Origin of the sequence: Flavobacterium sp. PS2 (genome assembly GCF_046250155.1) — a bacterium.
GTDB lineage: Bacteria > Bacteroidota > Bacteroidia > Flavobacteriales > Flavobacteriaceae > Flavobacterium.
Window position 1 is genome coordinate 3727627 of the sequence record NZ_CP176426.1, and the last position, 25012, is coordinate 3752638.

Genomic DNA, 25012 nt, shown 5'->3' on the forward strand with positions numbered 1-25012 from the left:
GTGGATATTGGGACTTGAAGTTTAATAATTTGAGCGTCAATACTCTGCAAACGCTCTCGACTTCGTAGCGACCACTATGAGACATAACAAGAATTAACAAGAATATAGGAAAGGGTACAAAGTCGGGATACTTCACGCGGTGTGATTTTTATTACACACAATATTTTCAAGCTGAGGTAAAGGTTGAGTTCAAGCAAGTAACTACAAACTTGTCTTTTCGACGTAAGGAGAAATCTTCGCAAGAAACTCCATAAAGTATATCATATTAAAACATAAAAGGAAGAAAAATCTTAAAAATATTTATACCTTTAGGCAAAAATAAATTGAATGAATTTTCAAGAAAGTTATCATAATTACTACGTATACATAATAACAAACAAATCTAAAACTGTTTTTTATACTGGAGTTACAAATAATTTAAGAATTCGTTTAAGTCAACATACAGAAAACAATACAAATGGAAACAAAACTTTTGCATCAAAGTATAATGTTACATATTTGCTATATTATGAAAAGTTTACTTGGATTCAAGAAGCAATTGCTCGTGAAAAAGAAGTAAAAGATTGGCGTAGGGAAAAGAAAATAGAATTGATAAAGACTATTAATCCAAGTTTGGATTTTTTGAATTATTTATTTACATAATTTCCGCACAACTTTTCCATCCTTTGTAGAGTTTCTTGTGAAGATTTCTCCTTACGTCGAAAAGACAAGATTGTGGATAATTGAGACTTGAAATTTAATATTTTGGGCGAAGTTTTATGACTTAGTAGTAATAATAGACATCACAAAAACTAAAAATGAGTATGGAGAACGCTGAAATATTATTCGAAAATCATTTTAAGATCTATGTTTTGTTTAAAGATAAAATTGTGTTTGAAAGTGAATTAGAAAAGAAAAATATCAAATACTATTGCGACATAGAGAATCAACTAAACTTAGGGAGTGGTATAAGGTATTTTATAAATGAAAATAATCGAGTAAAAGTTGATATAATATTTAAAGAAAATAAAATTATAGCTCATACAGAAACGATAATGGTTTCTGATTATCGAGATGGAAGAAAAGCTACAGCACTTTATTTTAAAGTAGCAGGAATTGTTATCGGGATAATGATTTTGATAATCTTGTTTGAAAAAATGCTAAAATAAATGGAATGTAGAATTTACATAGAAAATGAACTAATTGGAAAAGCTACTTTTGAAATTATTGACAGAAGTATGGGAGTAATTAGTGGTAAATTAATTTGTAACGATAATTATAAAAAATTTAAAAAAACTATTCAAAAGCAAACAGAAGAAATAGGGATTTCAAATTCTGATAATTTTAATTACAAAATAATTACAATTAATAATGTCGAAATTAAGGCTGAAGGTGGAATTGGAATTTCTGATTCGGCTCAATTTAAAGAAATCATAATTGAATCTGCTGGAATAAATTTAGATTCATTATAAGAATAAAAAAAAGTACTGGACGAAGTCCCTGCTCTGCATTCTATGATGAAAAACAAGTAAAAAGAGTTAAAATTCAAGATGCAAATTTATAAGTATTTATATAGGGAGTTTCTCTAGTTATAACAGCGAAAACTCTGCTTATAAGTTTGCATCTAATATTATTTAAAACCAACATTGAGTTTTTACCTTCCGCTTTTTTCTTTTTGTAATATTCTTTTAATTGTGGATCATATTTTAATGTTGTCATAGCACACATTTGCAATAATGACTTCATTTTTTTATCTGCCATATGATTTACTCTTGTCCTTCCTTTTACACTCGAACCTGAACTATGTTCAAAAGGCGCAACACCAGAATAACAGGCAAATTGTCTCCAGTTTTTAAAAGCTGTAAATCCTTTTGTTGCAATAATCAAATATACGCTGGTTTGTTCTCCCAATCCAGGAATCGATTTGATAAGTTGAGCTTGCTTAGTTAATTGATCGTTTGCTTTGATGACTTCTTTAATTTTTGACTCAATTTTATGGATGGAATTTTTAATAGATTTGACAAGAGTTTGGTTAATTTGTGATACTTCTTTAAAAATTATTTTATCCGTGAAAGCTTTACTTTCCTTAGTCGCTTGTAGAAGTAATAACGCTTTTAGCATTTTCTCTCTTTCAGTATAAAGAATTTTTAATTTCTGAATATCCATGCTTGCGAAAGCGAATAGTTTTAATTTATCTATATTTCTATAACTGTAATAAGAAATATCTTTAGCATCAGTTTTGTCATTTTTTCCTCTTGAAATTCCTTTAGATTTTTTTATTTCAATAGCGGGAACAATCCATAAATCTAGATTAAGTTTCACTAAAACACTTGATAAATGATTGGTATAAACACCTGTGTTCTCGCAACAAAAAAGAGTACATCCTTTATCAACTTTTCTATCCAGTTTTTTAATAAAAATAGAAATACTCTTAATATTGTTTTCTATGATAAAATGCTCTGATTTAAGAGTTAAAGAATCAAGAATATTAATATCCAATTTTGCTTTTGATACATCAATACCAACATAAAATAAATACTTTTTCATAACTTTGAATTTAAGATGAATAAAAATGTTGAACTTCTTTAGAGCCTTTATTAGACCGTCATGTCTATCATTCTATTTGAAGCAATTCAACGGGATTCAAGGAGAAGGCAGAGGACTAATGCACAGCATGGTTCTTAACTAGCGAAGTCTAAAGTTCACCTCTGCTTTCCTTTGAATAAAATTAAAGTTTTTTATCTAATCCAAAGTAAAGGCGAAGTCTCACGACTTCGTAGTGACAATAATAATAAAACCTCATCATAATGAAAAACATAATAATTCTATTTTTTCTATTTAGTAATATTTTAATTGCGCAAGAAAATATATTTCTTGATCCAGATAAAGAGCCAAATTGTGAAGAATTAAAGAACGGAAAATTTGCAAGCATAGGTTATAGTCCAAAAGAATATTATATGATTGTTAAGGACGGAATACAAACAGAATACATTGAAAATGGTCAATATGTTAAATCAAAAATGGAGTTTTTAAATGAGTGTGAATATAAAACCACAATTCTAGAAGTTACAATACCTAATTATTATGCTAAAGTAGGAGATTTTTTGACGACAAAAATATTACAAACACAATGTGAATACATTAAAGTTAAAAGTACAATGTTTGATAAAGATTATGAATTCGTTTATGTCAAGATGAATTAATCAGATAGTAAGGATCTGCAATTACTAAGAGGTGAACATGAAAAATTTAGAAAAAATAAATCTAGTTAAATTAAAACTAAATATAGGTCTAAGTACTGCGAAAGAATTAATTGATAAATTTAGTGATGTCGATTTGGCGATTGAGTCTTGGGAAAAACAAATTGAAGACGAACAAAAAGCTAGTTTAAATCAGAAATATGATTCTCTAGAAAAATTCTATTATTTTGAAAATGAATATTGTTATCCGACTTTAAGTGATTCTGATAAAGGAGAAATAAAAGCTTTTGCAAATAATTATTGTTCCCAAATTTGGGATAAATATATTTCAGAAAGTCAAAAACATCTTATGCTCATAAATAATCCTGACCAATGGAAAATAAAAAATGAGATTAAAAAAGAATACAATTGGCAAAATGACTGGAACGAAACTAATACTGAAGCATTCAACGAAAATGTAAAGTCATTAATTGATTGGGAGGAAGATGATGAGGTTATGTTTTTTTGGAATAAGTACTCTGGAATAGAATCTAAATGGGGTATAATTTGCAAATATTGGATTTCGTTTTTATACGATGATGAATCAAACATTATTATAAATCCTAAAAATAAAAAAGTAATAATCTTGAGTACAAATGGAAACTTATCTATTGCTGAAAGAGATTAGCTCTCCTCTGGCGCGAGCGTCACGCTCGTGTCCATAATCTATTTCCCTTTGTTTATCATATCATTTAGGTGACTTATGTTCACGAGTGGGACGCTCGCGTTAGCTAGATTGGTAACATAGATTTATAACATGAATTATCAAGGTTAACCTAGTCTAAGCTTCATTTTTAATTTGTAATTTCGGCGAATCAAAAAAAATAGCAAAAAATGAAATTACAAATACGCATTCTGATTTATTCCTTATTATTCTTTACCTATAGTTTTTCAACTTCATTTTTACTGACACTGGGCGAAAAATTAAAAGATCATAGATTTATAACTTTAGGCTGTGGTTTTCTTCTTATCAATTTAATTTTCTCTTTTAGGGTATTAAAATGGACTCCTTTACTAAATATAATATGCTCTGCTGTAATTGCATCTTTGGCCTTATATCTAGCATTGAAGTTTGGCGATTTACGTCTGTTTTCAAAATATGATCCTCATGGGATTAAAACGGCATTAATGGTTTACGCCTTTTTATCTATATTGTTTTGGGAGATTGTGTATCAAATAAAAAGTAGAAGGCAATTAAAATAGAACTATATGTTAGATGTACTTCGATGCATCTCTACAATACATTGTTGTGTAAAACTAACATAATCTTATATCTAATCTGAATCCGTAGAGGTGCGCAATAGTGCATCTCTATTTTTTTAATTTAAAAAGTCATAAATTTAGTGTGCGATTAATTATTTAATAATCGGAATTAAACTCTAATTTTTAAAATGAATCTTATGGAAACTAAAAAAATATGGGCTAATTTGGGAGTAGAAGATTTAGTAAGAACAACCAAATTTTATAGCGATTTAGGCTTTAAACGAAACGGTCATAATGCATCTGAAGAACTAACAAGTTTTACTTTTGGAGACGATAATTTTATAATTCATTTTTTTATAAAAGATAGATTTAAGTGGGCTGTTGATGCTGAAATGACTGATTTAAAACTTGGAAATGAAATTATATTTTCACTTTCTGCCGAAAGTAAAGATGAAGTAGATCAATGGCTAAAGAACGTTAAAAAAGCAGGAGGAAGAATTTTCGCCGAACCACAAGATTATGGAAAAGGATATTTCTTTGGGTTTTCTGATCCAGATGGACATAAATTTAATGTTTTATATTGGCCAAAATAAAATATATTTTTGATTAAATACTGAAAATCAAATTACTACGAGATTACTATATTGAAAAAAGCACCTCTAATTTAGCCCCGATGGGAGCGGTATCCTTTTTCTTGCCATCCTGACGGAGGAAGGATCTCAAGAAAAAGATTTAGCGTACAGCGGGAAGTTAGGTTGTTATGAAAATGAAAGTTTTTGCTTCTTAAATTTTAAATCATGATCCTATTTATCTGAATTGATCTAAAACAGATATATTTGCACTTTAAAAAATTAAGGAATGAAAAAGATTATAATACTTTTTTCAATATCGATTTTGGCATTTTCTTGTGGTGTAAAAACTACTCAATCGTTGTTAAGTGATGGTGATTATGATGGAGCAATAAATCGTGCTGTTGAGGGATTAAGAAATAAAAAAGATTCTAAGGGGAAACAAGATTATGTTTATTTGCTGGAAGAGGCTTTTGCTAAAGCAAAAGAAAGAGATTTACGTAATCTAGATATGATGGCTAAGGAAGCTAATCCTGCTAATATAGAGCGTGTTTATAACACCTACATTCAATTAAATAATCGTCAGGAAAAAATAAGACCTTTGTTGCCATTACAATTAATAAAGCAAGGAAAAAATGCTTATTTCCCGTTTGATAATTATTCGGAGCAAATTGTAAGTAGCAAAAATGCGTTGTCAAAATACTTATATGAAAATGCTTCGGTACTTTTAAAATCTAAAAACAAACTGGATTTTAGAAAAGCGTATGATGATTTTGCTTATTTGGAAAGCATAAATCCCGGATATAAGAATACTAAAAAGTTTATGGATGAGGCTTTGTTTAAAGGAACTGATTTTGTTGATGTTTATGCTAAAAACGAAACGAATATGGTTATCCCAAAACAGCTTCAAAACGATTTGCTAGATTTTAGTACATATGGATTAAACGATAAATGGACTGTTTACCATAGCGCCAGACAGAAAAATGTTATTTATGATTACAGTCTAGTACTGAATTTTAGAGAGATATTTATTTCGCCTGAACAAATTAAAGAAAAAGAGTTTATTAAGGAAAGAGAGATTAAAGATGGTGTAAGAACTCTTTTGGATGGCAGAGGAAGACCTGTTAAGGATAGCTTAGGTCGCGAAATAAAAGTGGATAATTATAGAACGCTTCGAGCAAACATATATGAGTTCAGACAATTTAAATCTTGTCAGGTAACTGCAAAGGTTGATTATATTGATTTAAAAGGAAATCAGTTAATACAATCGTTTCCTATAACGAGCGAGTTTATTTTTGATTATACTTATGCAACTTATAGAGGGGATAGAAATGCTTGTGAGGATAGTTATATTGGCTATTTTAATAAACGTGCCGTGCCATTTCCTAATAACGAGCAAATGGTTTATGATACGGGCGAAGATTTAAAAGCCAAACTCAAGGATATCATCGTTCGGAATAGATTTAGATGATAGATACTTTATATGTAAAAAAGAGTAGCAACTAAAATATAGTTGCTGCTCTTTTTTTTTATGTATTGGAGTAGGTATGGACACTTTGTGCTGCTGAGGGCATATAGTTTACGCCGAACCAGCAAAGTAATAATACAACAAATGCTAATGCCAGGGTTATTAAAACGGGTTTAATACTATCTGGGTAACGGTAACGCATGTGTATATAAATTAAGTATCCTAACCAGGTGAGCATTGCCCAGGTTTCTTTAGGATCCCATGTCCAGTAATGTCCCCAAGCTTCTTTTGCCCATAAAGCACCAAACAATAATCCTAAGGAAAGGAAACCAAAACCGACATATACTAGATTGTTTGCAAGTTGGAGTATAGCATCTTTATAAGTGCCTCTATAATATTCGTATAATCCATAACATGCTACAATAGATGATGCTGCAAGTAAGGCATAAGAAAAAATGTAAACCAAAACATGAGGAACAAACCAAATACTTTGTAAGGCAGGCATTAAGGCTTTGTTGTAGGTATCTGGATTAAGATAGTTGATGGTTAAAAATACAGTTGCCATAACCAAACTATAGTTTAAGAGCCATTTGTATTTCCATCGGGTATAGGTTATTACGCCTATAATGGGTAAGAATACGGCATACCAAAGTCTTGTTTCACCAAGTGTGCGCATAGGTGGTCGCCCCAAGTGTTGCCATAAGTTATAGGTAAATAGTACCATTGCCAAACCACCTAATGTTGCAAAAAGCAGTATAGGTACTGTTTTATTACGTGTGCTTTTTACAACTTGTAAAAGCATGCAGATTAACCAACAAATAATCGCCACAAGGGCATAGTGAGAAAAATAGATCCAATAATTCATTTAAAAAATCTTTATTTATATACAATTTCAAACATTCATTTAAACATATAACTGTTTAAACTACGGTTCCTCTTCCTTTAAATATTAAATAAACAGCTCCTATTATCATCATGAAAATCCCAGAGTAAACAATAGGTAACCAAGGATCACGAACCAATTCTATGACGCTTAATTTGGACCATTTTCCGAATTTTTCATCATAACTTAATTGGTATACTTTCCAGCCGTTTACTTTATAAGGTTTATTGACTTCGATTACTGTTTTATCATTTTTCTCGTCTTTAACAAAAACATTTACATGCGAACTGTATTTTTTTGCTTCAGGCTGTAACATTACGATTGCTTCTTTATCGTTTAATTGTAAATAGGAATATTCGGTTGCAAAACTTCCGCAGCTAATCCATGCAGTAGTATCTATTGTAGCCGATTTTACTTCGATTAATGCAGCTGGTGTTGCGCCTTCTTCATTTACCTGAAAATAACCATTGCCAGTAAACTTGCTGTTTTCTATATAATTAAGGATTTTAATTTTATAGCCCTTATAGTCGTAGCTATCTCCTTTATTAATCATTCTAAGTGCATTTATTCCTTTTGTTTCAATGCTATTGTTTGTAATATCGGCAAATGCAAGTTTTGGGGCAAAGGTTTCCATGTCAAAGCTTGTAAGTTCAAATGCAATAGGCATGGGGATCATAACACCTTTTTCGTTTTCGGCTCCCCATACAAGTTGGTTTTCGTATAATTTCATTGTGTAGCGTTGTAAATCTCCACTACCTAAAATTCCCGCTGTCATTGCTATAAAAAGCCCTAAATGGTTTAATATAAATCCCCAGTTTTTCCATTGCCAAGGAGTCATTCTATTAAGGGTTGCGAGACCAAGTGTAATAAGAAAATACAATTGCGCGATAATAAATGGCCAACTTGTTAATACAAATGAGAATCCGAATAAATCAGGTTTTACTCCTTCAACAAAATTTTGTTGAGGAAGTGTTCCCATGATAACGGCTTGTATTAAAACCAAAGTAATTGCACTAACAGATGCTGGAACTGATCTTAGCCATTTTACCCAAGGATGTGTCCTACTGGTAAAATGCAGCAAAAGTAACATGCCAATAAATAAACCACCGATGATATAATTTATAGGTGCTCCAATGGCTTTAATACTAGTTCTGGTTGTTATTTGTAACAAATAACCCGTTAGTAATAATCCGGCAGCGATTATAAAAGATTCTTTATAATCCCAAGGATATTGCCAAAGCTTTCTTTTTGGAATTTTATGTTTTTCAAAATTAACTAATCTCATTCTTTTCTTAATTTGGGACTTTTAATTAAAGAGGGTTGTAAGGTTGATAATAACTTATACAAACCCTCTTTATACTTATTGGTTGTTATTTGGCAGGATTAGAATATAGCAGTTGTTTTTTCTTAGCTTCATCTAGCCATTTAGGTAAAACTGTTTTTTTGAATTCGGTTTTATTGGCTTTCTCTTTGTCCATATCAAGACCTATGAATCTCTGCGCTTTTTCTTTGGTAGAAATATCAGGATATTGCATAGGTGTAGTTTGTCCTAATGAAGCCAATACTTTACTTAATTCAATCCTTGCTTCGGCAGCTTTGTTTAACCCATTTGTAATAACTCTTGCAGTTTCTAATGGTGCATGAAACGACCCTCCGTGAGAAGCTGCTGTAAAATCCCAACGCCATTGTGATTGACGAATTAATTTCAAGATACCTTTCATCTGAGCTTCTGTTGCTCCTTTATCCCAAGCTAGTTTTGCTTCTAGATGTGCTTTTACCAATTGGTCTTCTAGTTCAATACGTATTTGATGAATTTTTTGTTGACGCTCGTTTACGTTTGCAACCAATGTTTTTTCTTCTTCACGGTGACAAACCTGACAAGAATTTGCTACGTTATTAAGTGGAGATTGTATTTTATGATCAGTAAATTTTTGACCTCCTTCGCTTTTATATGGCATATGACAATCTGCGCAAGAAACGCCTCTTTGTCCGTGGATTCCCATTTGATGAATTTCATAATCTGGATGCTGTGCTTTAAGAATTGGTGCTTTACTTAATGCATGAACAAAGTCTGTAAAATCGATATCATCATAATATTTCTCCATATCCTCTACAGTCATACCGTTTTTCCATGGGAATTTTACTTTAACCGCGCCTTCTACAGATTTTTTATCAAAATAATATTCTACGTGGCATTGTGCACAAACTAATGAGCGCATCTCATTATGTGTAGCTTTGGTAATATCTTTTCCTTGCTCTTTAAAAGCTTCGATTAATGCTGGGCGTGTGATTTTTAGATTCATTGTTTTAGAATCGTGACAATCCGCACATCCTATGGGATTTACAATTTCTGGTCCTAAAGATGCCCATGTTTGTTTGTAAAACTCATCTATACCTAGTTTATCCATCATACGGGGTACATCTGGAGATTTACATACCCAGCAACTAGATGGTTGAGGTCCGTCTTGAGGTCCTTTAGGCGCTCCTGTTCTTAAGGTATTGTTGATGTCTTCTATGGCATAAAAATGTCCTCGACCTTGATTGTAATCTTTCGCGAAAGCATAACCTGCCCAAAGAACTACCATACGTGGATCTTCATGTAGCATATCTCTCATTTTTCCGCCACCGTACATGCTTGTAAAACTGGTATCGGCAGTTTGGTAATAAGTTTGGAACTCACGAGGATAATTTGCTCCCCAAACTTCATTTCTTGATTCAAATTCACCGACAGGAGCTAATACTTTATTAACAAATAAAGCTTCTGTACGACGTTCCATTACGCTATTAACTAATAAGCCAAGCATAAACACAACTAACATGGTAATGCCAAACATTACCCATCCTAACCATGGTTTGCGTTTTATAATTTCTTTTAGTGGTGCCATAATTATATATGTATTTAATTGAAAATTTTAATTCTTATTCTATTTTGTTTGATTTGATTCTTTCTTTTTTGCAGTTTTTGTACTATCGGTTTGTTTTTGTAGCCATTCAGGAATAGGAGATTCCAACAAAGGAACTCTGGCATTTGGTACAGACGATAAACTATTTACTCTACCATGAGGAACTTCGCGGTGACAATCCCAGCATAGTTTTCCTTCTCCATGTTTTTTGCTTTCCAGAGTTACTCCTGTTGTACTAACATTAGCATTAAGATCACTATGACAACGTTGACAGTTTTTTTGAACCACATCTGTACCTGCTTCTTTTATATGGATAACTTGTGGCTCTGCTCTCCATGTAAATACGGTTGCATGATAAATACCATCTTTTGCCTTAAAAAAGTATTTATTAAAGGCATTGTTGTGTGGTACATGGCAATCATTGCAATTGGTAACCCTTGCATGGGAGCTATGTTGCCAAGTAGCATAAAAAGGAGTCATTACATGGCAGTTAACACATGTTTTAGGATCGTCTGATAGGTACGAGACTGCGTTAGATACATATAATAAATAAGCAAATAATCCCATTCCTATACCCACTGCCATTATAACAAAGGGTACCCATTTGCGTGGTGGTAATAAATAATTTAAAATCTTAATCATAATAATATCCCTTAATTGTAGTATTAAAAATATTCACATATTTGCTACTTTATGATGATATTTATCAGATAGTAAATTTTGATGTATATAGAAGTAAATTGTCTTAAAAACAAGGTAATCTAAGGTGTTTTAACAATTTATAACAATATTATTTTTTAAGTTTAAGAGATTTAACTGTTGAGGTTGTTTGCAAAGTGTAAAAAGAGTCTATAAATGAATATAAAATAAAGGAGTAAAATGTCTTTAATAGAGGTGTGTGATATAAAAAGTAGCAATTTAGCCGAAGTAATAAAGGGAACTATTGTATAGCAAAAAGGGCTGTATTTATATAAATACAGCCCTTTTTTAGGATTAAGAAAAAAGATTATTTTTTCTCTTTGTCTAAAACTTCTTCCAGAACATTTGCTTCTGTTCCGTTCGGGAACGTTACTTTTATTTTCTGAGCAATTGTTGGTGCAATTTGAGTAATCGTTTTCTTGTTGTATGATTCCCCTTTTTTAATATGCCAACCGTAAAAAATTGCTGGAACGTGTGTGTCATATGTATATGGTGTTCCGTGAGAAGTTCCCGTTCCCATATATTCGATATAACCTGGTTTGTCTAATACAATTAAATCCCCGTTTTGAGTTACATCATATCCTTTTACAATAAAGTTTAAGTAGTAATCATTACCTGTAGCATTTAAAATGTCTTCTTCGGTATATACTCTTTTTACGTAATCCTGAGCCATTAAATAATCTTTAAAAGCTTGTTTAACTTTCACAAAATCAAATTTTTTGTTTTTGATTATTTCTTTATTGAAGAATAAATTGAAGCTAGAATAGTTTAAAACTAAATCCTGACCAAAGGTCTTTACAGAAAAATCAGTTAGATTTTTACGGATATCTTTTGGGCTAATACTATTTACATTGTATTTACGATCTTTAAGATAATTTACATTTTCTGCTCCAGCATGATCAGCTGTTAAGAAAAGCAGGTAATTATCTTTACCAACAGTTTTATCTAAGTAAGCTAAAAAGTCGGCTATAGTTTGATCTAAACGTAAATAAGTATCTTGTAACTCCATAGAACGTGGTCCTAATAAATGCCCAACGTAATCTGTAGATGAGAAACTAACGGTTAAGAAATCTGTAATATTATCTTTTCCTAATTCTTCTTTTTCGATTGCTTTTTTAGCAAATTCGGCTAATAAGTCATTTCCAAATGGAGTAGAACGAATAACTCCAGCATCATTTTTATCATACATTTCTTTTAAGTTGTATGGAAAAACTGGTGCTGCACTATTGTATAATTTTCCTTCGTAAGGATTGTTGTCTGGTAAACTCTCGTTGTAAGTTGCAACTGGTTTATATAAATCCCAACCTTTGTTTATGTATGGTAAAAAATGTTTTTCGCTATTAAATTGTGTAACCCAATCAGGTAGTTTATCTCCATAAAAAGTACTAGAAATAAATGACCCTGTTTTGCTATACCAAAAAGCCCAATTAGCAAAGTGTCCAGCTGGTAAAATTGCACCACGATCTTTAAGACTTACACCAATTACTTTTCCTTCAAAATTGGTAGCCATTCTTAACTCATCGGTAATAGTTGTGCTCAATAAGTTTTTTGGAGACATTTCGCCTTCTTCCTTTGTACCATCGCCTACAGTTACTACACCTGCATCATCAGTACAATACATTTGTTTTCCTAATTTTCGGCTAAACCATTCATTACTTACAATTCCGTGTGTTGCTGGAGTTGTTCCTGTGTAAATAGATGCATGTCCAGGAGCAGTGTAAGTAGGCATGTAATTGTAATGCATGTTCTGAAACGTGTATCCATTATTCATAAGCCTTTTGAAACCATTAGGAGTAAAGTCATCTGAGAAGCGATAGAGATATTCCATCTTCATTTGATCCACAACAATTCCAACTACTAGTTTTGGACGCTCTTGTGCATTTATTTGGGTAACGAATACAAATGCTAAAAATAAAATAAGTCTTTTCATGTTTTAATATCTAATTTTAAACAAAAATACAGATTCAAATTCAAAAAGAATTCAGAATTGAGATTGAAAACACAAAAATGGTTTCACTTTAACATAATGGCATAAAAAAAATCCTAAGTGTGAGCTTAGGATTTTTTGTTTTTACCGAAGTTGAATTTTACTTTTTCAACTACTTGTATTTTTGGAGTAGACTTACTATTATTCTTTTTAAAAGGCTTTTTTGCACCAGTTCCAGATTTAGATGGCCTTTGATCTCCTCTGGCACTTTCTTCATCTTTTGGTTTAGCTTTAAATTCTGGTCTTTCCTTTGTACTATCTTTAGCAGGAATTTCTGCTTTGTGTTTAGCTAAAATCTCATTAGGGTTTTTAGGATTTTCTTTTGTTCCTCTTAAATGAATTACCAATCCGTTTAAGAAGTTACGCAATACCTGATCGCCACACTCCATATAGTTCTCATGGTCTTCGGCTCTAAAAAAAGCGCCCAACTCTGATTTTGAAATTCTAAAATCTACCAATTCTAATATTTCAACTATTTGGTCGTCACGGAGCATTAAGGCTACGCGTAGTTTTTTTAGGATATCGTTATTTGTCATCGTTTAATTTTTTACAAAGGTACGTTTTAAAAGTAATTCAATAGTCACTTTCCTTATATTGAAATTACGATTAATATAAGATAACTCCCGTTCCGTTACCATCGGCATATTTTATTTCTCCATTTTGTATCATAACACCACTTGCAATATCTTTTTCTAATAGCAAAGCACCGTCCATATCAACATAATCGAGTTCTGGTAATAAATGAGCAATTGCAGAAATTCCAACTGTAGATTCGGTCATACAACCTATCATTGTTTTTAATCCTAATTGTTTTGCTTCATGTAGCATTCGTCGTCCAGGCGTGATACCACCACATTTCATTAATTTTATATTTACGCCATGAAAATGATTATGGCACTTAGCAATATCGCTTTCTATAATACAACTTTCATCGGCTACAATTGGCAAAACCGAATGTTTAAAAACTTCTCGATGCCCTTTCCAATCATCTGCTTTGAGAGGTTGCTCGAGAAATTCTACTCCTAGTTTTTTTAGTTCAATTGCATTTTTAATAGTTTCATCGACATTCCAACCACAATTGGCATCAATTCTAAAAACGGCATTACTGTGTTTTCTTAATTCGGTTACTATGGCAATATCCTCTGGAGTTCCTAACTTAATTTTATAAATAGGCCATGGGAGTTCTTTCATTTTTGAAACCATTTTTTCGATAGAATCAATTCCGATAGTATAATTGGTCAGTGGATTATTTTCGATAGTATAATTCCATAATTGATATAGTTTCTTGCCTTGTTTTCTAGCATACCAATCATTATAAGCATTGTCTAATGCACATAATGCAAATTTATTTTCTTGTAATAATGGATTTATTTTTGTCCAAAATTCTTCGGGAGTTTCATTGTCGATAGTTTCAATTATCGGTCTGATTTTCTCGATATCATTTTCTAGTATCGGAATTGTAATATTATAATATGGATTGGATGTTGCTTCGCCAAAACCTGAAAATCCGTCTTTTTTTAATTCGACAATTACCGTTGGTTGGTAATCAATTGTTTTTCTTGAAATCCTAAATGTGTGTTTTAATTTAAGATCGTATGCTCTGATAATTAATTGCATTTCTGATGTTTTTGTATTTTAAATTTAAAAACAATATTTTAGCTAAAAATATGAATTTGATGAATACGGATGCCGAAAAAATAAGTTTACTTTTAGAAATGATTTCTTTCTCGACTGTTGATGGAGAATTACATAAGAGGGAATTTGATTTTTTGTCGCTAGTTGCTCAGGAATTAAATATTGACGAAGTAACTTTTAAAGATTTGTTTCATCAGGAAGTTCCTCCTGTTGTTATAAAATCAGAGTTTCAGCGCATTCAGCAATTTTATAGATTGGCTTTAATCATGCATTGCGACGGAATATTGCATAGTAAAGAGGCTGCTGCAATACAGCAAATTTCTATCGATATGGGATTGAATCCTATAGCAACTAAACGTATTTTAAATTTAATGAAGAATGCACCGAATGCGATGATTGACCCTGAAATATTATTGAAAATTTTCCAGGAACAACACAATTAAGCCAATTGTTCTTGTAGCTTTTTAATATCGTCACGCAATTTTGCCGCCTGAAGAAAGTCTAATTCTTTAGCTGCTTTCTCCATCGATTTACGCTTTTCACGTATCATTTTCTCTAATTCGGCTTTGGATAAATAAGCCGTATCAGGTTCGGCTGCTACACTTAGGGTATGACCTAATTCATACTCTACCAATGGATTTTTGGTGAAAGCACTATCGATTTTTTTATTTAATGCTTGTGGAGTTATATTATTCTCGAGGTTGTAATTAATTTGTTTTGTACGACGATAATTGGTTTCATCAATGGTTTTCTGCATACTTGCCGTAATTTTATCAGCATACATAATTGCTTTTCCGTTGAGGTTTCTCGCTGCACGACCAATAGTTTGTGTTAATGATCTATGGCTACGCAAAAATCCTTCTTTGTCGGCATCAAGAATTGCTACTAAAGAAACTTCGGGTAAATCCAAACCTTCACGTAGTAAGTTTACTCCAATTAAAACATCAAAAATTCCTTTTCGTAAATCTTGCATGATCTCGATACGTTCCAGGGTATCTACATCGGAGTGAATGTAACGACAACGAATACTTACTTTGGTCAAGTATTTGGCTAATTCTTCGGCCATTCTTTTGGTTAATGTTGTAACCAAAACGCGTTCGTCTAACTCGCAACGAATCTGAATTTCTTCGATTAAATCATCAATTTGATTTAAACTAGGACGAATTTCGATAATTGGATCTAATAATCCTGTAGGTCGAATGACTTGTTCTACAACTACACCATCTGTTTTTTGTAATTCATAATCTGCCGGAGTAGCCGAAACATAAATTACCTGATTTTGCATAGCTTCAAATTCTTCGAATTTTAAAGGACGATTGTCCATTGCCGCAGGTAAACGGAAGCCATATTCTACAAGGTTTTCTTTACGGCTTCTATCTCCTCCATACATGGCATGAACCTGAGATATGGTTACGTGACTTTCATCGACTACCATCAAGTAATCATCGGGAAAATAATCTAATAAACAGAACGGTCTTGTTCCAGCTTCTCTTCCATCCAGATAACGAGAATAATTTTCGATACCTGAACAATATCCTAACTCGCGAATCATTTCTAAATCAAAATTGGTACGTTCTTCAAGACGTTTGGCTTCAAGATGTTTTCCTATTTCTTTAAAATAATCTACTTGTTTTACCAAGTCTTGCTGTATTTGCCAAATCGCTCCTTGTAATACATCCGGAGATGTTACAAACATATTGGCTGGATAAATAGTTAGTTTATTGTATTTCTCGATTACTTGAGAAGTTTTTATATCAAATGATTCTATTTCTTCGATTTCATCTCCAAAAAAATGAATTCTAAATCCATCATCGGCATAACTAGGATATACCTCAACTGTATCTCCTTTTATCCTAAAACTTCCGGGATTAAAATCGGCTTCGGTTCTGGAATATAAACTTTGTACCAGACTATGTAATAATTTGGTTCTCGAAATAACCTGATCTTTTTCTATCGCAATAACATTCTTTTGAAATTCTACAGGGTTTCCGATACCGTATAAACAAGAAACGGAAGCTACAACTAATATGTCGCGTCGCCCTGAGAGTAGGGAAGATGTTGTGCTTAAACGCATTTTTTCCAACTCTTCGTTTATAGATAAATCTTTCTCGATAAATACTCCAGTTACTGGCATAAATGCTTCTGGCTGGTAATAATCATAGTAAGAAACGAAATATTCTACGGCGTTGTTTGGAAAGAATTGTTTGAATTCTGAATATAATTGTGCTGCTAATGTTTTATTGTGTGCCAAAACCAAAGTTGGCTTTTGTACTTCCTGAATAACATTGGCAACTGTAAATGTTTTTCCTGAACCAGTAACTCCAAGGAGGGTCTGGTATTTTTCGCCATCAATTATACCTTGGGTCAATTTTTCGATTGCTTGCGGTTGATCTCCTTTTGGGCTATAATCTGAGACTACTTGAAAATTCATTTATTTAGTTTAGAATTGTTGGGATTGTAAAGTTACAAAGTAAAATCTTAAATTGAAATTTGTGGATTAAAAAAGGTTCTGAGTTGCAAAGGTCCAAAGGTTTTAATCTTTATAATTCTATGCGAAAGGAACGCGGATGAAACGGATTCGCTAAGGCGAAAACACTGATGAAACAGATTTTATATCTATTGTTTTTTTAAAATCCGTTTTTAATCCGCGTCTTTACTTTTGTAAATCCGTTTCATCAGTGTTCCTTCTATAGACAATTTAAGTTCATAGGTCTAGAGAAAGTTCGCAAAGTTTTTAAATCTGTCTAATCTTTTAATCTGTGGCAAAAAAAATAACTGCTAGAGCTTGTATGCGTTAAGGATTATCTTAAAAAGTCAATCATTAGTTTGTTTACTTTTTCAGATTGATCGATACTTAAAAAATGCCCTGCATTTTCGATAGTTTCGGTTTTACTATTACTCAATAACTCTTTGGCTCTAATTATACTTTCATCTGAATTAATTACATCATGATCTCCTATAAGCACCAAAACAGGAATGGTTATTTTTTTTAAATCTTCATCAGAGAATGGTTGCATTTGCAAAAAACTAGTGTTTGATTTTGCATATTTATTAGCTAGATAAAATTGCTTTTTATAAATAGGGTCTATTTTTTCGGGATAATAAGAAAAGGTTTCTAGCGTCTTTTTTAATTTTTTCTCATTTGGAAAAATTTTCAGAAAGAATGCCGATGATGCTTTTCTCATTTTATCGATGTTCTTAAATGTTTGTGCCGGACTTATTAAAACCAGTTTGTTGATTTTACTTTCTTTTTGAGTTGCTAATAATGTAGCAATCCAACCACCACGTGATGCACCAATTACGTCAAAGTTTTTTAGTTTGTAATGAGTAAAAATCTCATTGTACCAAATAACTATTTCTTCACTTGTGAGGGATTTTTTGGGAGCTTGAGATTTTCCTGCTTCAATTAAAAAGTCTATTGCGTAAACCCGATGATTTTTTGATAATGCTTTAATATTAGGAAACCACATTGTCGAGCTGGCGTCCATTCCGTGAAGTAATACTAAATCTTTGCCGTCTTTTGGACCAGTCACAATTATATGAGCTGTGCCATAACTGGTTTCGATATTTTCTTCCTGATAAGGAACATCCCAAAGTTTTAATGCAGCATTATAAGAATTGATGTAATCTTTTCTTTCGCTTTTTGTTTTGAAAACATAATTATCAATCTTTTTTTCTTTTGTTGCGCTACAACTTGCGAATAAAAGAATTGCAATAACTTTTAAAAATAATTTCGGCATAGGAGTTACGTTCAATTAAGATTAAAAGTACTAAAAAGCTGATGATTATAGTATCAGCTTTTTAGTTATATCTATCATAATTACAATGTTTTGCGAAATCTTTTGGAATTATGACTTTGATTGGTTTATTTAAAGTTCGCTTTTAAAACTCCATTTACCTTGTTGTGCTTCGGTAAGGAAAGACCATGCTACAATACGACTTGTTTTCTGACCTTGTGCCATATCGATTGTTTTTACAATTGAAGCATTTACTTTATTTAATGTTTTATAGATACTCGACAGGTTTTCTCTTTTAGATACTAGTGTTGTAAACCATAAACATTGCATTGGATATTTGGCACTTTCGTAAATCATTTGCGTTATAAATCCAATTTCTCCTCCATCGCACCATAGTTCGGCATTATGACCTCCGAAGTTTAAAACGGGCGCTGCTTTTCTGTTTGCTTTTGGATTTAGATTTGTTACTTTTCGAACAGCACTTTTATTAGCTTCTTCTGAAGAAGAATGAAATGGTGGATTGCAAATCGTGAATGTAAATTTATCTTCGGGTGTAATTATATTTTTGAATATAAAACGTGATTCTGTTTGTTGTTGTAAACTGATAACATCAATTAGCCTAGGATTGGCTTCGATTATTTTGCTGCAATTCTCGATTGCTTTTTCATCAATATCGGTTCCGACAAAACTCCATCCGTAAGCAGCATTTCCTAATATTGGATAGATACAATTGGCACCAACACCTATATCTAAACCTAAAATGGCTTCTCCTTCTGGAATAACTCCATTATTTGTGGTGGCTAATAAATCGGCCAGGTAATGAATATAATCGACTCTTCCTGGAATGGGTGGGCAAAGATAATTTTTAGGAATATCCCAGTTTTGTATGTCGTAATAATGAATTAATAATGCTTTGTTAAGCGATTTTACAGCTTCGGGATTACTAAAATCAATTGTTTCGATATCATGCTCGTTTATAACGACGTGCTTCTTTAATTCGGGACAATCTGTGATTAGTTGTTCAAAATCATAGCGCAAACGATGCGGGTTTCTAGGATGCAGACTTGTTTTCTCGGGGCTATTTGTAGTTTTCATCATTCTTAATTTCGGTGCAAAGGTACGTAATCCTAATTTGTAAATAAGGGAAGTATTTCTTATGAAATGATTTGGCCTAGCCCTGATGGAAACGGCATCCTTTTTCTGGCTCCTTTAGACAGAAAAAGATATAGTGTACAGCAGGAAATTGCTCCTTATGCTTCTGCTTAATTCAGTAGTGTAAGGAAATTAATCCATACATTCCATTAGCAATAAATCGCCGTCGGAATGGGTAATTGTAACAATTCCGTCTTTGGCAACGGCATTACTGCTGCCAGTTCTGTAGCCTATTGTTAGGGTATCGTTTTGTAGAGGATATACCAAGTTATCTGAAAAGATACCATTTACAACTCCAATCGGTATGAGCGAAATAGGTGTGTTGGCGGTATACCATTTTTCGAATTTATTAGGCAATAAAAATATTTTGGAATGGTCGTCGAGAATTACAATCTTGAGTAAGTTTCGGTAACGAACTATATTGGTAAGATTTGTAATAGTGTGATCGGCTCTTTTTCCTGTTGCCCAAACTACATTTGCAGCAGGGATTTTGCGTTCGATTAAGTAATCAAATGCTTTTTCTAAGTCGGTTTTGTCCTGATCTGGGGTATGTACAATCTCTATAGGATATTGTGTTGTTTTATATTTTTCGGGGTCGAATCCGCGATCGAAATCACCAAGAAGAACATCGACTTTTATTCCTAACTTAACTACGCGCTCTATAGCCGAATCTAATACGATTACCAAAGGTGACCATTCTAATAATTGTCCTAATAACTCGGGATTACAGGCAGCGCCATTGGCAATGATTAATGCAGGTTCTTGGTCGTCGCGTACGATATGGTGTGAGGACATTTATAGTATGGATTTATAATGTGCTGCAAATGTACGAAAGTAAAAAGTAAATGTTTTTCTACAATTAAGAGATTAAAGGAGTTTTTTACCATTAAGAGATTAAGTTTCTTTAGCCACAGATTATAAAGATTAAAAGGATTATTTATGTTGTCTAAAAGTTGCAGTGATTTTTTTTACCATATAAGTTATTTAAGGAAATATAAGTTTGTGCAGTTTTCCTTAAATGGACTTACATAACTTATATGGTTAGCTTTTTTTTCAAAGATTATAGAGATTTGAAATCTGTTTGATCTGCGTGCAAGTCATTCAATCTTGAAAATATTCTTAATTAAGCTTAATTTCTTAATGGTAGAAAAAAGTTTTATTTTTTTGCTTTGAAAGCTACAGCATCGACTTCTATTTGCATTCCGTCGAGGGCTAATTTTGGAACGGGAATTAATGTGCTTGCTGGAAATGGTTTGTTTTTCCATACTTTACTGATTTCTTCATTCCAGATTTTTAATTTCTCTTCTGAATGGTCTACAATCAGAATGGTAATCTTCATGATATTCTCTGGTTTTAGATTGTAACTATCCAGAACTGTTATAATATTCTTTAATGTTACTTGAGTTTGTTCTCTAAAACTGTTGCTCAGAAGATGTTCTTTGCCTAATCCGCCGCTTTGTCCTGATATAAATACGAGTTCGCCTGGGGTAGAAACTGATGATGCATGACTAAACCCATATGGTGCGGGATTGAATAATGATTCAGGATTTTTAAAAGTTTGTGCTTTTGCACTAAATGCACAAAGTGAAAATAAGGTAAGAAGTATTTGTTTCATGTCTTGAAATTTGAATTAATTATTGGCAAAGGTTGCTCAATTCTAATTCCTAAACATTTACATATGTTGAGAGGTGGTATTTTTTCAGAGTAATGCATAAAAAAATGCTCTCGTAATGGAGAGCATTTTTTATTGGTTTTAGTTTTTATGTTTAATAGGAATCCAAATTTCCTCTTCGGATGTTGGGTCTTCGTGTTTGTATTTTTCTCCCATCACGGCAAAATGCGGTCTGTTCTCTAACACATACTCGGACTTAGGTAACCAATCGGTAAAAATGTATTGATAGGTTTCGTTGCCATTACTCGCTGGCCCTTTATGTATGAAAACTGCATAAAGTCCGTTTGGAATTGTGATGGTTTCCATATTTTGAGGAACGGAAAGAAAATCTGTTACTTCGATGCCTGCCCATTTTTCGAATTCATTACTTGGATTGAAATTAAGAAAATGTGTTTCTGGATAAACTTCAATAGAATATAATTCTGAACCGATATTGTTTTTTATCTCTTTTCGGTTTGGCATAAATCCTTGCCATAGCTCTTTTGTTCTATTGGCTGTGAAAGATGTTGTTATTCGTTTTCCAACAATTTTCTTTTCTGTTAAATTTTCTATTCTTGGTTTCATATTAAATATTACTCAATCGTATATTTTTTAGTATCAACTTCTCCAATAGAAAAATAACCTAAAGGATAGTCATTTGCGTTGGTTGTGTTTATAACATTTCCTCTTAAAGTTGCTGGTGGAGATTGAAAAGGACCACCACTATTATCACCTGAAATACTAGTTAATATATTCATGTAATTATAATAGCTTTTAGATGTTCCGATGTGACTTATTTCTACTTGATCTCCAGGTTTTAAATCTTCATTGTGTGAAGTACTAAAAAACTCATTTCCGTTAAAGAATCTATCATCTACAGAAGAATAGCTTGACAAGACTTGATTGGAGTAAGTATAATGGTATAAATAATAATTTGTTTCTTCAGCAGGGTCATTATAATATGCTTTTACTTCGATTTCATCTTTGGAAATACCACCATCATTAGTTTGCACAATTCGAGTGATTGGCGCTACCGATTTTAAAGTTTCAGTCGCAACATATGTATTACCACCACTAATAACAGTTAAGACATAGGTTTCGTTAATAACAGGTTCAAAATTAGTACAAACGTATTTTCCTGTTTGAGGAACTTCTATAAAAGTGAATACTTTATTGGCACTGTTTCTTATAGTAATGGTAGCTCCGGAAACAACAGGAATTACAGGATTGTAATAATCAGTTGTAGTGGTTAATTTTATCATTTGTTGGTTTCCTGTAGTTCCTTTTAGCCAACTAATATCAGCTTCAACGACCAATTTAGGAGGTTGTGTTTTTAAGTCAACTTCAACAACTTCTTCGCAACTTGTAAAAAATAATGCGGAGAAAAACACAATTAATAAGCTTATTTTTTTCATATCAGTATATTTTTATTTCTCTTTGAGAGAAGTGAATTAAAATTTGAAATTATAACTAACAGCAGGAACCATTCCGAAAATAGAAGTCTTAACAGCTTCATTGTATCCTGTATCGCTGTTCTGTCTAAAATTAATAGAAGCTGCATTTTGTCTATTATATAGGTTATAAATACTAAATACCCATTCGCCTTTCCAATTTCTGTCTTTGTTAGATCTCGGGGTTAATGTTGCCGAAATATCTAAGTGATGGTAAGCAGGTAATCTGTTTTCATTTCGTAAACCATAACTAGGAACTTTTACACCACGATATTCATAATATCCAGTTGGATACGTTACAGGTTGTCCTGATTGTAATGCGAAATTAGCACCAAATGACCATTTTTCGTTTAGCGAATAAGCAGCTGTAACAGCTAGATTATGTAGTTTGTCATAAGCTGAATTATACCATTGTCCGTTATTGATACCAGTTTCTTCCGGAGTTCTTCCAGGGGTTTGTTGTTCTGATTTTGATAAAGTATAAGAAACCCATCCAGTAAGTTTTCCTGCATTCTTTTTAAGCATTAACTCTACACCATAAGAACGCATTCTTCCGTTTAAGATAACTTGCTCAATGGCATCATTTGCTATTAAATCGGCACCATCAATATAGTCCAGTCTGTTTTTAATTTTCTTATAGTAGGTTTCTACTTCAAGAGAATAGTCTCCATCTCTAAAGTTTCTAAAATAACCCAAGGCAACCTGATCGGCAAGTTGAGGTTTAATATACTCATCACTTGGCATCCATACATCAAGAGGAGTAGGAGATGAGGTATTCGATATTAATTGTAAATACTGAGCCATTCTGTTATAACTAGCTTTTACAGCTTGATTTTCGTCAATTTGATATCCAATAGAGAAACGAGGTTCTAAATTATTATAGCTAAACATTGATTTGTTTTTACCATAATATTCCGTTCCTATAGGAGTTGCTTTCTCATAGATTTGTTGAGCAGGGTTAAAAAGAACAGGATTATTGTTTTCGTAAAGATTAAGAGTCGAAGCTCCTAAACGATAAAATAAACTAAAACGGAGTCCGTATGAAAGCGTTAGTTTTTTTGCAATTTGATTTTCAGCTTCAATATAAATAGCTGGTTCAAAAGCATATTTTTTATCTAATTGATCAGGGTTAACTCCAGAGGTTTCATCTGTTGGTTTAATAGTTCCAGGGTTAAATTCATAGTAAATACCATTTAAACCATAATTCAATTTGAATTTATCTGAAATATAATTTTTGAAGTCATATTTAATATTGTAATTCTTGATACCAGAATCCCATTTAAATCCTGCAGTATCCAGATCAAGCCCGTAATAATAATCACTATAAATTAAAGATAGATTAGAAAATAATTTATCAGAGTATAAATGATTCCAACGCAGGTTGAAAGTAGTGTTACCGTAAGTATTAGAAAATATTTTACTTATTTTAAAAACATCACGTCCAAAATAACCAGATAAATACAAGCTGTTATTGTCATTTAATTTATAACTGAATTTAGCATTCAAATCATAAAAATAAGCAGAGTTGTCTTTCATATCATCCGTTAGTTTTAAGAATAAATGTGCATAAGAAGCTCTACCACCAATTAAGAATGATCCTTTATCTTTTACTAATGGCCCTTCGGCAAGAAGACGACTCGAAATTAATCCGATTCCACCATTCATATGGAAATCTTTACTATTTCCATCTTTTTGATAAATATCCAAAACAGAAGATGCTCTACCACCGTAACGAGCAGGAATTCCACCTTTGTATAATTTTAAATCTTTAATAGCATCAGGATTAAATACTGAGAAGAAACCAAATACGTGAGAAGAGTTAAAAATAGTAGCTTCATCAAGAAGAATTAAATTCTGATCGGCACCACCACCACGCACGTTAAAACCAGATGCACCTTCGCCGGCATTAGTAACACCAGGAAGTAATAAAATAGATTTTAATACATCGACTTCACCCATAACAACAGGCATTTTCTTTATTGCCGAAATAGAAAGTTTATTTACACTCATCTCGGGAGTACGTGTATTTGCTCTTCCTCTATTATCGGTAATAACTACCTCTTGGAGTTCTTCGCCACCTTCTTTTAATGAGAAATTATTTTTAACATTTTTCGTTAAAGAAATGGTGTTTTGAAAAGACTGGTAACCAACGTAACTTATTTCTACCTGATACTCTCCCTTTGGAGCAGTAATAGAGTAAAAACCATATTCGTTTGTTGTAGTGCCAATTTTTAATGAAGGGATGTAAATGTTGACTCCGATTAGGGTTTCATTATTTTTAGAGTCAGAAATGGTACCGCTTAAGGTAAATTTTTCTTGCGCGAATGAAGAAAAAGCAATGAGAAATACAATAAGAAACGAGCTAACTTTTTTTGTGATCATTGTTTAAATTTTGAATTCCCTAGTATGACGGTAGAAGGTGGGAAATATTACAAAACTAATGTTAAATGTGCGTT

25 protein-coding genes are annotated in these 25012 nt (G+C 32.3%); 9 read left to right on the forward strand and 16 right to left on the reverse strand.

All coding sequences use genetic code 11. The features are described from left to right. The first annotated feature begins 327 nt into the window (after positions 1-327). From ACJ6WR_RS16400 to ACJ6WR_RS16410, 3 genes are all read left to right on the forward strand, one after another. Positions 328-642 (forward strand): GIY-YIG nuclease family protein, encoded by a 315-nt coding sequence (locus ACJ6WR_RS16400; protein WP_409415844.1) that lies wholly within the window; start codon positions 328-330, stop codon positions 640-642. A 161-nt stretch (positions 643-803) separates the two neighbouring features. Next, complete coding sequence (locus ACJ6WR_RS16405; RefSeq protein WP_323490992.1) at positions 804-1148, forward strand: hypothetical protein; 345 nt, start codon at positions 804-806, stop codon at positions 1146-1148. After that, positions 1149-1451, forward strand: a complete 303-nt coding sequence (locus tag ACJ6WR_RS16410; protein WP_323490993.1) for a hypothetical protein — start codon at positions 1149-1151, stop codon at positions 1449-1451. Between the two features lie 73 nt (positions 1452-1524). Here the strand turns inward: ACJ6WR_RS16410 and ACJ6WR_RS16415 are convergent, their stop codons facing one another. After that, on the reverse strand, positions 1525-2526 hold the full coding sequence (locus ACJ6WR_RS16415; protein ID WP_409415845.1) for an IS110 family transposase: 1002 nt from the start codon (positions 2524-2526) through the stop codon (positions 1525-1527). Positions 2527-2786: 260 nt separating this feature from the next. Between ACJ6WR_RS16415 and ACJ6WR_RS16420 the strand changes: the two genes are divergently transcribed. The 5 genes from ACJ6WR_RS16420 (at position 2787) to ACJ6WR_RS16440 (ending at position 6461) form a co-directional block, all read left to right on the forward strand. Beyond that, entirely contained in the window at positions 2787-3182 is a 396-nt protein-coding gene (locus ACJ6WR_RS16420) for a hypothetical protein (RefSeq protein WP_409415846.1), read from the forward strand. Between the two features lie 37 nt (positions 3183-3219). Then, entirely contained in the window at positions 3220-3846 is a 627-nt protein-coding gene (locus tag ACJ6WR_RS16425) for a DUF2947 family protein (RefSeq protein ID WP_409415847.1), read from the forward strand. 206 nt (positions 3847-4052) lie between these two features. Further along, the gene (locus tag ACJ6WR_RS16430; protein WP_039115537.1) at positions 4053-4421 is read left to right on the forward strand and encodes a hypothetical protein; all 369 of its coding nucleotides are present in this window, start codon (positions 4053-4055) and stop codon (positions 4419-4421) included. Between the two features lie 197 nt (positions 4422-4618). Beyond that, positions 4619-5014 (forward strand): VOC family protein, encoded by a 396-nt coding sequence (locus ACJ6WR_RS16435; RefSeq protein WP_409415848.1) that lies wholly within the window; start codon positions 4619-4621, stop codon positions 5012-5014. A gap of 265 nt (positions 5015-5279) precedes the next feature. Beyond that, on the forward strand, positions 5280-6461 hold the full coding sequence (locus ACJ6WR_RS16440) for a hypothetical protein (RefSeq protein WP_409415849.1): 1182 nt from the start codon (positions 5280-5282) through the stop codon (positions 6459-6461). Between the two features lie 58 nt (positions 6462-6519). On the opposite strand, the gene ACJ6WR_RS16445 is transcribed toward ACJ6WR_RS16440, so the two are convergent. From ACJ6WR_RS16445 to ACJ6WR_RS16475, 7 genes are all read right to left on the reverse strand, one after another. Further along, a complete protein-coding gene (locus tag ACJ6WR_RS16445; RefSeq protein ID WP_409415850.1) occupies positions 6520-7323 on the reverse strand; it encodes a cytochrome c biogenesis protein in 804 nt (267 codons plus the stop codon). A gap of 55 nt (positions 7324-7378) precedes the next feature. Next, complete coding sequence (locus tag ACJ6WR_RS16450; RefSeq protein ID WP_409415851.1) at positions 7379-8626, reverse strand: cytochrome c biogenesis protein ResB; 1248 nt, start codon at positions 8624-8626, stop codon at positions 7379-7381. Positions 8627-8711: 85 nt separating this feature from the next. Beyond that, positions 8712-10205 carry an ammonia-forming cytochrome c nitrite reductase gene (gene nrfA, locus ACJ6WR_RS16455; protein WP_409417935.1) on the reverse strand — a complete coding sequence of 498 codons (1494 nt, stop codon included), beginning with the start codon at positions 10203-10205 and terminating at the stop codon, positions 8712-8714. A gap of 60 nt (positions 10206-10265) precedes the next feature. Continuing rightward, positions 10266-10886 (reverse strand): cytochrome c nitrite reductase small subunit, encoded by a 621-nt coding sequence (gene nrfH / locus ACJ6WR_RS16460; RefSeq protein ID WP_086895555.1) that lies wholly within the window; start codon positions 10884-10886, stop codon positions 10266-10268. A gap of 364 nt (positions 10887-11250) precedes the next feature. Then, a complete protein-coding gene (pafA, locus tag ACJ6WR_RS16465) occupies positions 11251-12873 on the reverse strand; it encodes an alkaline phosphatase PafA (protein ID WP_039115526.1) in 1623 nt (540 codons plus the stop codon). A gap of 125 nt (positions 12874-12998) precedes the next feature. After that, entirely contained in the window at positions 12999-13466 is a 468-nt protein-coding gene (locus tag ACJ6WR_RS16470) for a DUF1456 family protein (RefSeq protein WP_039117603.1), read from the reverse strand. A gap of 70 nt (positions 13467-13536) precedes the next feature. Continuing rightward, the gene (locus ACJ6WR_RS16475) at positions 13537-14547 is read right to left on the reverse strand and encodes a dipeptide epimerase (RefSeq protein ID WP_409415852.1); all 1011 of its coding nucleotides are present in this window, start codon (positions 14545-14547) and stop codon (positions 13537-13539) included. A 50-nt stretch (positions 14548-14597) separates the two neighbouring features. On the opposite strand from ACJ6WR_RS16475, the gene ACJ6WR_RS16480 reads away from it, so the two are divergent. After that, a complete protein-coding gene (locus ACJ6WR_RS16480; RefSeq protein WP_346425754.1) occupies positions 14598-15008 on the forward strand; it encodes an excinuclease ABC subunit B in 411 nt (136 codons plus the stop codon). Here ACJ6WR_RS16480 and uvrB read toward each other — a convergent pair. The 8 genes from uvrB to ACJ6WR_RS16520 all read right to left on the reverse strand — a co-directional run bounded on the left by uvrB (position 15005) and on the right by ACJ6WR_RS16520 (position 24938). Next, positions 15005-16996: an excinuclease ABC subunit UvrB gene (uvrB, locus tag ACJ6WR_RS16485; protein ID WP_039115520.1), complete on the reverse strand. Its 1992-nt coding sequence runs from the start codon at positions 16994-16996 to the stop codon at positions 15005-15007. The two genes, ACJ6WR_RS16480 and uvrB, sit on opposite strands and share 4 nt — an antisense overlap. Positions 16997-17366: 370 nt before the next feature. Beyond that, entirely contained in the window at positions 17367-18305 is a 939-nt protein-coding gene (locus ACJ6WR_RS16490; protein WP_409415853.1) for an alpha/beta fold hydrolase, read from the reverse strand. Positions 18306-18434: 129 nt separating this feature from the next. Continuing rightward, the gene (gene rlmF / locus ACJ6WR_RS16495) at positions 18435-19397 is read right to left on the reverse strand and encodes a 23S rRNA (adenine(1618)-N(6))-methyltransferase RlmF (RefSeq protein WP_039115516.1); all 963 of its coding nucleotides are present in this window, start codon (positions 19395-19397) and stop codon (positions 18435-18437) included. Positions 19398-19586: 189 nt separating this feature from the next. After that, positions 19587-20249 (reverse strand): thiamine diphosphokinase, encoded by a 663-nt coding sequence (locus ACJ6WR_RS16500; RefSeq protein WP_409415854.1) that lies wholly within the window; start codon positions 20247-20249, stop codon positions 19587-19589. A 361-nt stretch (positions 20250-20610) separates the two neighbouring features. After that, positions 20611-21069 (reverse strand): RidA family protein, encoded by a 459-nt coding sequence (locus tag ACJ6WR_RS16505; protein ID WP_409415855.1) that lies wholly within the window; start codon positions 21067-21069, stop codon positions 20611-20613. A gap of 138 nt (positions 21070-21207) precedes the next feature. Next, a complete protein-coding gene (locus tag ACJ6WR_RS16510; protein ID WP_409415856.1) occupies positions 21208-21690 on the reverse strand; it encodes a GyrI-like domain-containing protein in 483 nt (160 codons plus the stop codon). An 8-nt stretch (positions 21691-21698) separates the two neighbouring features. Next, positions 21699-22520 (reverse strand): DUF4249 domain-containing protein, encoded by an 822-nt coding sequence (locus tag ACJ6WR_RS16515; RefSeq protein ID WP_409415857.1) that lies wholly within the window; start codon positions 22518-22520, stop codon positions 21699-21701. Between the two features lie 36 nt (positions 22521-22556). Further along, a complete protein-coding gene (locus ACJ6WR_RS16520; protein WP_409415858.1) occupies positions 22557-24938 on the reverse strand; it encodes a TonB-dependent receptor in 2382 nt (793 codons plus the stop codon). Positions 24939-25012 lie beyond the last annotated feature (74 nt).

What these genes read in the sequence shown, in the direction of transcription:
- ACJ6WR_RS16400 (WP_409415844.1), top strand. Translation starts at nt 328, where the DNA reads ATGAATTTTCAAGAAAGTTATCATAATTACTACGTATACATAATAACA.
- ACJ6WR_RS16405 (WP_323490992.1), top strand. Translation starts at nt 804, where the DNA reads ATGGAGAACGCTGAAATATTATTCGAAAATCATTTTAAGATCTATGTT.
- ACJ6WR_RS16410 (WP_323490993.1), top strand. Translation starts at nt 1,149, where the DNA reads ATGGAATGTAGAATTTACATAGAAAATGAACTAATTGGAAAAGCTACT.
- ACJ6WR_RS16415 (WP_409415845.1), bottom strand. Translation starts at nt 2,526, where the DNA reads ATGAAAAAGTATTTATTTTATGTTGGTATTGATGTATCAAAAGCAAAA.
- ACJ6WR_RS16420 (WP_409415846.1), top strand. Translation starts at nt 2,787, where the DNA reads ATGAAAAACATAATAATTCTATTTTTTCTATTTAGTAATATTTTAATT.
- ACJ6WR_RS16425 (WP_409415847.1), top strand. Translation starts at nt 3,220, where the DNA reads ATGAAAAATTTAGAAAAAATAAATCTAGTTAAATTAAAACTAAATATA.
- ACJ6WR_RS16430 (WP_039115537.1), top strand. Translation starts at nt 4,053, where the DNA reads ATGAAATTACAAATACGCATTCTGATTTATTCCTTATTATTCTTTACC.
- ACJ6WR_RS16435 (WP_409415848.1), top strand. Translation starts at nt 4,619, where the DNA reads ATGGAAACTAAAAAAATATGGGCTAATTTGGGAGTAGAAGATTTAGTA.
- ACJ6WR_RS16440 (WP_409415849.1), top strand. Translation starts at nt 5,280, where the DNA reads ATGAAAAAGATTATAATACTTTTTTCAATATCGATTTTGGCATTTTCT.
- ACJ6WR_RS16445 (WP_409415850.1), bottom strand. Translation starts at nt 7,323, where the DNA reads ATGAATTATTGGATCTATTTTTCTCACTATGCCCTTGTGGCGATTATT.
- ACJ6WR_RS16450 (WP_409415851.1), bottom strand. Translation starts at nt 8,626, where the DNA reads ATGAGATTAGTTAATTTTGAAAAACATAAAATTCCAAAAAGAAAGCTT.
- nrfH (WP_086895555.1), bottom strand. Translation starts at nt 10,886, where the DNA reads ATGATTAAGATTTTAAATTATTTATTACCACCACGCAAATGGGTACCC.
- pafA (WP_039115526.1), bottom strand. Translation starts at nt 12,873, where the DNA reads ATGAAAAGACTTATTTTATTTTTAGCATTTGTATTCGTTACCCAAATA.
- ACJ6WR_RS16470 (WP_039117603.1), bottom strand. Translation starts at nt 13,466, where the DNA reads ATGACAAATAACGATATCCTAAAAAAACTACGCGTAGCCTTAATGCTC.
- ACJ6WR_RS16475 (WP_409415852.1), bottom strand. Translation starts at nt 14,547, where the DNA reads ATGCAATTAATTATCAGAGCATACGATCTTAAATTAAAACACACATTT.
- ACJ6WR_RS16480 (WP_346425754.1), top strand. Translation starts at nt 14,598, where the DNA reads ATGAATTTGATGAATACGGATGCCGAAAAAATAAGTTTACTTTTAGAA.
- uvrB (WP_039115520.1), bottom strand. Translation starts at nt 16,996, where the DNA reads ATGAATTTTCAAGTAGTCTCAGATTATAGCCCAAAAGGAGATCAACCG.
- ACJ6WR_RS16490 (WP_409415853.1), bottom strand. Translation starts at nt 18,305, where the DNA reads ATGCCGAAATTATTTTTAAAAGTTATTGCAATTCTTTTATTCGCAAGT.
- rlmF (WP_039115516.1), bottom strand. Translation starts at nt 19,397, where the DNA reads ATGAAAACTACAAATAGCCCCGAGAAAACAAGTCTGCATCCTAGAAAC.
- ACJ6WR_RS16500 (WP_409415854.1), bottom strand. Translation starts at nt 20,249, where the DNA reads ATGTCCTCACACCATATCGTACGCGACGACCAAGAACCTGCATTAATC.
- ACJ6WR_RS16505 (WP_409415855.1), bottom strand. Translation starts at nt 21,069, where the DNA reads ATGAAACAAATACTTCTTACCTTATTTTCACTTTGTGCATTTAGTGCA.
- ACJ6WR_RS16510 (WP_409415856.1), bottom strand. Translation starts at nt 21,690, where the DNA reads ATGAAACCAAGAATAGAAAATTTAACAGAAAAGAAAATTGTTGGAAAA.
- ACJ6WR_RS16515 (WP_409415857.1), bottom strand. Translation starts at nt 22,520, where the DNA reads ATGAAAAAAATAAGCTTATTAATTGTGTTTTTCTCCGCATTATTTTTT.
- ACJ6WR_RS16520 (WP_409415858.1), bottom strand. Translation starts at nt 24,938, where the DNA reads ATGATCACAAAAAAAGTTAGCTCGTTTCTTATTGTATTTCTCATTGCT.